This is a genomic window from Pseudanabaena sp. UWO310, assembly GCF_006861605.1.
Classification (GTDB): Bacteria; Cyanobacteriota; Cyanobacteriia; order Pseudanabaenales; family Pseudanabaenaceae; genus Pseudanabaena.
The window spans coordinates 1-5,946 of record NZ_SELU01000115.1 but is presented as its reverse complement, the minus strand read 5'-3'; the positions used below and the strand labels follow the sequence as shown (position 1 = coordinate 5,946).

Below are 5,946 nucleotides of genomic sequence, written 5' to 3'. Positions count from 1 at the left end.
ATATATAGCTATAGTCAGTAATGTTAGGACAAAAATCAAACGCAATAGAGAGTGGCGGCGCTTTGCGCCGCCACTCTCTATTGCGTTTGATGTCCTGACTTAAGTGAATATAGCTATAGCAATCCTAAGTAGTTCAGCATAATTAAAACCCAAAAAACAGTAGCACACGCTGTGCGTGCGCTACTGTTTTTTGGGTTTTATATTTAACAAATTGTGGCTTTTGGGGTTTTGGATCTCAACCGCCTTGACGGTTGCTATAATTCGGCATGATGAAGTGAAATTTAGACGGAGTAAATCGAAATGGCGAGAGAACCCAAAAAGCCTAATGAATATATCGTGCATTTAAAGCTAGAAGGTGGACAAGAGGTAATAACCAAATTTATGACCATCGAAGAAGTCAAAACTTGGTACGCATCGCAGTTTAAGGCAAAAGCAAATGAGGACGATCTGATGCCCATTCCCGTAAGAGCCGAACTAAATGAAATTTTACTTGTCCGCCCTAAACGCGTTATTGCGATCCATGTTGAGCCAATTTACTCCTCAAGTGTCGAAATGTTTTCTTAACTAAATATCAAGGCAAATTTTGCTTGGAACAGAAACCCCAAAATATGAGTGGTGGTGCGAAGCACCACCACTCATATTTTGGGGTTTGATTTGTAATATATAGCTATAGTCAGTAATGTTGGGACAAAAATCAAAACCGAATAGAGAGTTGCGGCGCGAAGCACCGCAACTCTCTATTCGGTTTTGATGTCCTGACTTAAGTAAATATAGCTATATATGATTTAGGACTGCTATAGCTAACTCAAGCTGTCACGCCTATGGGAATACATATAGGCATAAGGCAGCACAAAGCTTTGCCCCATTCTTTAATGATGACAGGGATAGAATTATAGAAGCTTTGTTTGGCAAAGCCTTGCTTGACAAGGCTTTTATAAATTTTCGTGATTAAACTATGCATCTACATCAAGTTTCGGGGCGATCGCGTTTAGGTCTGGCGCTATCGTTGCTTACGGTTTTACTATGGGGATTATTGGCGATCGCTCTTAAGATCGTTCTTCAACAACTAGATCCTTTTACAGTAACTTGGTTTCGCTTTACCTTTGCAGGGGTCGTATTGGGGGGATATCTGGCCATAAGGCGACAGCTACCGACATGGCAGCAGTTAAAAAAAGTCTCTCTACCAGTATTTCTAGTTGCGGTAGTAGGCTTGTCCCTGAACTATATTTTATTTGTAACGGGCTTAGGTAAAACTTCGGCTAATAATGCTCAAGTCCTCACCCAGTTAGCACCCATGATGATGGGCATAGCCTCGTTAATGATTTTTAAAGAGAAATACAACTATCAGCAATGGGTGGGGGTTGCGATTCTCATCTGCGGGTTAGTCCTGTTTTCTCACGAGCAGGTGCGATCGCTAGTAATTAACCTCAATAGCTATATGTGGGGTAATACTTTACTCGTCCTTGGGGCGATCGTTTGGGCTTTTTATGGGCTAGCGCAAAAGCAACTCTTACTAAATTTGCCTTCCACTTCGGTACTCCTGTGCTTGTACCTAAGTGCAGCGTTGCTATTTTCACCCCTAGCTCAACCTGAACGATTGCTAACTCTTTCAGGAATGCATCTATTAGCATTAATATTTTGCGCCTTAAATACGGTGATTGCCTATGGTGCTTTTGCCGCTGCTCTTGAGCATTGGGAAGCCTCGCGGGTAAGCGTCATCCTCACCCTTGCCCCAATTGTGACCCTCACAGCCTCAAGTATCTTGCCAAGTTTTGTGCCTCAACTATTATCACCATCGCCCTTAAGTTTTTTGGGGTGGATTGGGGCGATCGCAGTTGTAGTTGGCTCCATGACAACCTCTTTAGGAACAAACCTGCGTAATTAATTCGGATTTATATCACATTGAAAGTTTTCAAAAGATGAGTGGCGGCGCATAGCGCCACCACTTTTTTTCTGATTGGCAACGTCTAGAGCTATCAAAGCGTCTCTCCATAAAGATTTCGAGCTTTTTAAAAAAAATATTGGATTTTTTTAAAAAAGCTTGCATCAATGGCACATTTATACGCTATAGTTATTAACGCTGAAGTAATAAACAAAGCAAAACAGCTACATTCCTCAGTAGCTCAGTGGTAGAGCAATCGGCTGTTAACCGATCGGTCGCAGGTTCGAATCCCGCCTGGGGAGTTATAAAAAGAGAGAGGTTATGCGTTGCATAACCTCTCTCTTTTTATTTGATATAGCAATCCCAAATGAGTTGAAGCCCTATTTTTTTCACAAAAGAATGGGGATCTAATACCAAAACTGAAAATGGCTATGCCATTTTCAGTTTTATATCTACAGTCACTTGACTTAGGACAAATCAAACCCCAAGAATTGACTGGCGGCGCTTTGCGCCGCCAGTCAATTCTTGGGGTTTATGTCCTAGTACCTTTGGCGATAGCTATATTAGCGCTAATAAAAACAGCGCTAATAAAAACAGCGCTAATAAAAACAGCGCTAAATAGATGCTTGAATCCACTCAGTTGCTTTTTGGATATCTAGGGGATGGGAGATAAAATAGCCCTGTACCTCAATGCTACTGCCACCTAGCCCTTCAAAGTAATTTAACTCCTGAGCGGTCTCCACACCTTCGATAATCACCCCCATACCGAGATTATTCGCTAAGCGCAAAATTGATTGAATAATTCTTTGGCTCTTAGCATCGGTAGCGACTCTATTGGTAAAGCTGCGATCGATTTTTAAAACATCGATTGGTAAATTTTGTAAATAGCTAAAGGATGAATAACCAGTACCAAAGTCGTCGATGTATACCTGAACGCCAATATCTCGCAGTTGCTCTAATTTTTGCGAAGAAACTTCGATATTGTCCATCAAAATAGATTCTGTAATTTCTAGTTTGATCGAACTCGGCAAAACTTCACTGTCCGTAATGATCGCCTGAATTCTTTCCACGAAGTCGAGTTGAATAACCTGAATCGTCGAAACATTGATTCCCAAAGTGAGCGCTCCCATTTCAGGAAAATCTTGCTGCCATTGATGTAACTGTTTGCAGGCAGTCTCAAAAACCCAATAACCAATTTGGATGATATCCCTACTATCCTCAGCGATTGGTAGAAACTCTAAGGGTGAAATTAAACCCTGTATAGGATGCATCCAACGGAGTAGCACTTCAAACCCCGTCAACTTATGTTGATGTAATGAAACTATCGGTTGATAAAGCAAATAAAACTCATGATTCACGATCGCTCGGTGTAGATCGGATTCTAATCGCCACCTTACCCTAGCCCCTTGGCTCATGTTGTCGTTAAATACCGCTTTTCCACCTCCCCCCAGATTGCGAGAATGATGCATAGCAATATGCGCATCTCGCAGAATCTCATTAGCATAGATATATTCAAGGTCACTAATTGCAATGCCAATACTAAAAGATATAAAGAGTTGGCAATTATCAACTAGAAATGGCTGTTTCAAGCCTTCTAAAATTTGATCGGCTAAGGAAGTAACCAGTTCTTCCCCCGTAGGATCGTCCCCATTAATGTCCTTATTAATATTCTCGACCAGAATTGCAAACTCATCACTATCGATCCGAGAGATAACATAATTGGCTTTATGGTGGATCGTGATCCGATTACTAATTTCCTTTAAGAGGTCATTGCCGATAGCTAAGCCAAAGCTTTCGTTAATGGTTTTAAAGCGATCGCAATCTATAAACAGAACAGCAAAATTGAAATTATGGTCAGCTTGTAATTTGGCAAATGCTATGTCCAAGGACTCCATAAATGAGTCGCGGTTTGGGAGCCCTGTTAACGGATCGTGAAGTTGATTGTGATGCAACTTGGCAATTATCTGATCTCTTTCGATTCTGATATCGTTGGACTTAACCAGCAGTTGCATTTGATGGATCGAAATTGCTAATTGGGTTCCCAATCTTTCTAGCAATTCAATTTCCCAATTTTGCCAAAGGTTAGCATTATTGTATTGATGAACTATTAGGAGTCCCCATAGTCTTTTGCCCATCGGGATAGCCACAGCGATCGCTGCATGTATGTTGAGACTGCGCAGGGATTCAGCAAATAGGGGATCGATGTTTGCATCATTAATATCGTGAATAACTTGACTAACACATTTTTGCAACCGATCTAGCCATGAGGGATTGGTGTAAATCGATGGAAGTGGTTGCCCTAGAAGTGAATAGCTCGGATCGCTAACAGCTTCGTATTGAATAGGCTGAACATCTTCCTCAGTAAATTGACAAATAATTACTTGATCTCTTTGTAATAATTGGGATGTTTCCCAAACCGCAGTTTCTAGAAGCTCATCGATATTAATCGAATGTCTGAGATGGGCAAAGATCAAGGCTATTAAGGTATAAATTCTATCTTCATCGCTAAATTCTCTGATGAGATTAGCTTGATTTAGTTGTCTAACCCTCTGCTTAAGAATATTTATTTCTTTTTCGGTATTATCTAAGTAATTAGCTAGGGTCTCTCCGATTGATTTAATATTTTGTAAATCATCTAATTGTTGCTGTGTTAATGTTTCTGATTCTCCAATGCGATTTGCATAATTGAATAATGATAATAATGTCTCGGACAAATGTTCTCGCATATTTTTTCAAAAAACATTTATGAATAAATTAAGTGACTGAGTATGATAAAAAAACAGATTCAAAACCTGTGGCGCTTGCTGTGCATTTGCAAAAGTTTTTGGGGGTTTTATACTCAATTGTACCTAGCTACTTAAAAAACATCCTAAGGCAGAAAGATCGTCAAGATTAAATACTTTATCGTAATCTTAACGATCTTTTTGCCTTAATTATTGAGCCTATAGAAATAGGAAATATTAGTATATATCGCAATCCTAAATAGTTTGTGGAAGCGCACTCCGAAGGGGGGGGCAAATCTACAAATGATTTAGGATTGCGATATTTATAGCAACGTAATACCAATTCACAAAATGGCGTTGCCATTTTGTGAATCTCAAAACCTTACTGGGTTTGTTTTTTAATTCACTGAAGTGTTGGCTCACTTCAGTGAATTGGTATAAGAGATAGCGAGGACAAATCAAAACCCTAAGGATGAGTGGTGGTGCTTCGCACCACCACTCATCCTTAGGGTTTTGACGTTGCTATAGTTTTGTTTAGCGATCTAAGTAATTTTTTTATAGCAATTTCTGATCAAAAGAACCACAATAAATTTTTTGAAAGTGCTGCCTTGCAGCACTTTCAAAAAATTTATTAGTTTGGGTTTGAGCGCAAAGCACTGTAGGTAATATTAAGAAGCTGTATTTTGGGGGAGTTCGGCAAATTTATCGGCAAAAATTTCAACTTTCATATTGGGATCATTGCGAAGGTTGAGCGATCGCATTACCCGCCCTAGATAAATTGGTTTAGATAGCCCTTCGCGGGGATGAATGATCGTTCTGGCATAAATCGTCATTTGTGATTTACCTTGACCATTTCGCCCAGACGAAAATAGATTGCTACTTGCTTGCTGTAAAGTTGCCTCCAACTCTTCAGGCGTAATCGTTGGCGCAACTGCAATTGTCGCTTGGGAACCAAAGCGATCGTAAACTAACTTAAAAGGGACAGAGCCTGCAATGGATGAACGGGTAATTGGCTCAAAACTGAGGGAGAAAAGCCCCACAACTAAAACAACAGAGAACAGAGTTGCGCCCACCATCCGATAGCGCCAACTCCACTGAAAAGCAACGGCTAATCCTGTGATTAAGGCACAGATCAATACAAATATGCCCATTGCTTGTGCAAGTTGACCAAATAAAGCAGGTGTTAGCGACATAAATTAATTTATTGTGAATTATTAAATAACTACTTAATTCATTAAACAAGATTTTTACCATACTTAACAATTCACTTCGCCACCAACTGCTCATAAGTAGCTAGGCGCAATTAAATATAAAAAACAAAAAGCTGTGGCGCACGCTGCG

The 5,946-nt window shown here is 40.1% G+C and carries 4 protein-coding genes and 1 tRNA gene; 3 read left to right on the top strand and 2 right to left on the bottom strand.

The genetic code is table 11. The features are described 5' to 3' along the window. Window positions 1-300: 300 nt before the first annotated feature. The 3 genes from PseudUWO310_RS22425 (at window position 301) to PseudUWO310_RS22415 (ending at window position 2,184) form a co-directional block, all read left to right on the top strand. Window positions 301-564, top strand: coding sequence for a hypothetical protein (locus PseudUWO310_RS22425; RefSeq protein WP_143190578.1), 264 nt, complete (start codon window positions 301-303; stop codon window positions 562-564). A gap of 391 nt (window positions 565-955) precedes the next feature. Then, complete coding sequence (locus PseudUWO310_RS22420; protein WP_143190577.1) at window positions 956-1,885, top strand: DMT family transporter; 930 nt, start codon at window positions 956-958, stop codon at window positions 1,883-1,885. Between the two features lie 227 nt (window positions 1,886-2,112). Then, window positions 2,113-2,184, top strand: a tRNA-Asn gene (locus PseudUWO310_RS22415). 312 nt (window positions 2,185-2,496) lie between these two features. Here the strand turns inward: PseudUWO310_RS22415 and PseudUWO310_RS22405 are convergent. Together PseudUWO310_RS22405 and PseudUWO310_RS22400 are read right to left on the bottom strand one after the other, a co-directional pair. Beyond that, window positions 2,497-4,608 carry a putative bifunctional diguanylate cyclase/phosphodiesterase gene (locus PseudUWO310_RS22405; protein ID WP_143190575.1) on the bottom strand — a complete coding sequence of 704 codons (2,112 nt, stop codon included), beginning with the start codon at window positions 4,606-4,608 and terminating at the stop codon, window positions 2,497-2,499. Window positions 4,609-5,273: 665 nt separating this feature from the next. Continuing rightward, complete coding sequence (locus PseudUWO310_RS22400) at window positions 5,274-5,798, bottom strand: Ycf51 family protein (RefSeq protein WP_009628237.1); 525 nt, start codon at window positions 5,796-5,798, stop codon at window positions 5,274-5,276. Window positions 5,799-5,946: the final 148 nt, after the last annotated feature.

What these genes read in the sequence shown, in the direction of transcription:
- PseudUWO310_RS22420 (WP_143190577.1), top strand. Translation starts at nt 956, where the DNA reads ATGCATCTACATCAAGTTTCGGGGCGATCGCGTTTAGGTCTGGCGCTA.
- PseudUWO310_RS22405 (WP_143190575.1), bottom strand. Translation starts at nt 4,608, where the DNA reads ATGCGAGAACATTTGTCCGAGACATTATTATCATTATTCAATTATGCA.
- PseudUWO310_RS22400 (WP_009628237.1), bottom strand. Translation starts at nt 5,798, where the DNA reads ATGTCGCTAACACCTGCTTTATTTGGTCAACTTGCACAAGCAATGGGC.
- PseudUWO310_RS22425 (WP_143190578.1), top strand. Translation starts at nt 301, where the DNA reads ATGGCGAGAGAACCCAAAAAGCCTAATGAATATATCGTGCATTTAAAG.